The sequence below is a fragment of the Moorena sp. SIO3I8 genome (assembly GCF_010692325.1).
Taxonomy (GTDB): Bacteria; Cyanobacteriota; Cyanobacteriia; order Cyanobacteriales; family Coleofasciculaceae; genus Moorena.
Genome location: NZ_JAAHHW010000418.1, coordinates 1 through 1279 on the forward strand (window position 1 = coordinate 1; position 1279 = coordinate 1279).

The window sequence follows — 1279 nt, forward strand, 5'->3', positions numbered from 1 at the left end:
CATAGATGCTCCTTTGGAGCCGCCAAAGGCGAACAAAAAAAAGCCGTCCTGTAAGGACGGGGCGCGATTACCCAAATTTTTTGGTAAATCGTAGCGGGGAATTGGTGTCTTGGTGACATCTGCCCTTTCGCCATGAGCACGGAATACCCCCGAAGTTTCTCCCAGAGCCAGTGCTTCAACAAATCTCGGTAGGGTAATCTCACCTTCATCTAAAATCAGAAAGTCTACTCCTGCTTCTTGAGCTTCCTCTGCTATAGAGGTGACATAAGGACCACCAACGGCTACCAATTTACCGCGCCGTTTCCCCTTGCCAATCAGGTGGAGCAGATCGGGTTTCTGGACAATCATACCGGAAACGATCACCACATCTGCCCATTCCCAGTCAGCATCAGTTTCTAAACGAACATTGCGGTCTACTAAGCGGAATTCCCAGGTTTGAGGAAGAATAGCTGCTACGGTAATCAGACCCATCGGGGGTTGAGCAACTTTGCAGCCGATCAGTTCTATGGCTTTATCAAAAGACCAATAGGATTTCGTGAACAGAGGAGACAGGAGTAAAACTCTCACGTTTGATGTTGAAATCAACAATAGTAAAATACTATAGCAGTTCTCAATTTAGGGAATCGGGAATCGGGAATCGGGAGTCGGGAATCGGGAGTCGGGAATCGGGAGTCGGGAATCGGGAGTAGCAGTAGGGTGGGCAAATTTTGAGAATTTGATCATTTCGTCAGGTATGATGCCGATTTGCCCACCAAACCAGATCAGGGGTAGGGTGGGCAAATTTGGAGAATTTGATTATTTGACCAGCTCTGATGCCGATTTGCCCACCAAACCAGATCAGGCTCGCACTTGGCCAGGTAGGGGTAGGGTGGGCAAATTTGGAGAATTTGATTATTTGACCAGCTCTGATGCCGATTTGCCCACCAAACCAGATCAGGCGATCGCACTGCAACTAAATTTAGTTGCAGTGCGATCGGGTAATACTTTTTATAATTAATTACTGGATTGGGGGTGAGGATGACTCGACAAGAGAAGCTGATCAAACGTCTTCTAAGTAAGCCGAAGGATTTTACTTGGAATGAATTGACCAAGCTTTTGTCCGGACTCGGCTTTGAGGAGGTCAAAGGTGGAAAAACAGGCGGTTCAAGGCGGCGATTCATTAACTCTGATGGCGTGGCGATCGCTCTGCACAAGCCTCATCCTCACAACACACTCAAGATGTATCAGATTGAGCAAACGATCGATATTCTTAGGCACGAAGGATTGTTATGAATAACTT

General features: G+C 47.1%; 4 protein-coding genes. 2 read left to right on the forward strand and 2 right to left on the reverse strand.

Features of this window, described 5'->3' with window-relative positions; all coding sequences use genetic code 11:
- Both F6K51_RS37515 and F6K51_RS37520 read right to left on the reverse strand, forming a co-directional pair.
- A partial coding sequence (locus tag F6K51_RS37515; protein WP_293031321.1) for a cobalamin-dependent protein occupies positions 1 to 567 on the reverse strand: 567 nt, incomplete at its 3' end.
- Between the two features lie 14 nt (positions 568 to 581).
- The gene (locus tag F6K51_RS37520; protein WP_293031324.1) at positions 582 to 704 is read right to left on the reverse strand and encodes a hypothetical protein; all 123 of its coding nucleotides are present in this window, start codon (positions 702 to 704) and stop codon (positions 582 to 584) included.
- Between the two features lie 29 nt (positions 705 to 733).
- Between F6K51_RS37520 and F6K51_RS37525 the strand changes: the two genes are divergently transcribed.
- Both F6K51_RS37525 and F6K51_RS37530 read left to right on the forward strand, forming a co-directional pair.
- Positions 734 to 997, forward strand: a complete 264-nt coding sequence (locus F6K51_RS37525; protein ID WP_293031326.1) for a hypothetical protein — start codon at positions 734 to 736, stop codon at positions 995 to 997.
- 20 nt (positions 998 to 1017) lie between these two features.
- Complete coding sequence (locus tag F6K51_RS37530) at positions 1018 to 1272, forward strand: type II toxin-antitoxin system HicA family toxin (protein WP_293031328.1); 255 nt, start codon at positions 1018 to 1020, stop codon at positions 1270 to 1272.
- The last annotated feature ends 7 nt before the right edge of the window (positions 1273 to 1279 follow it).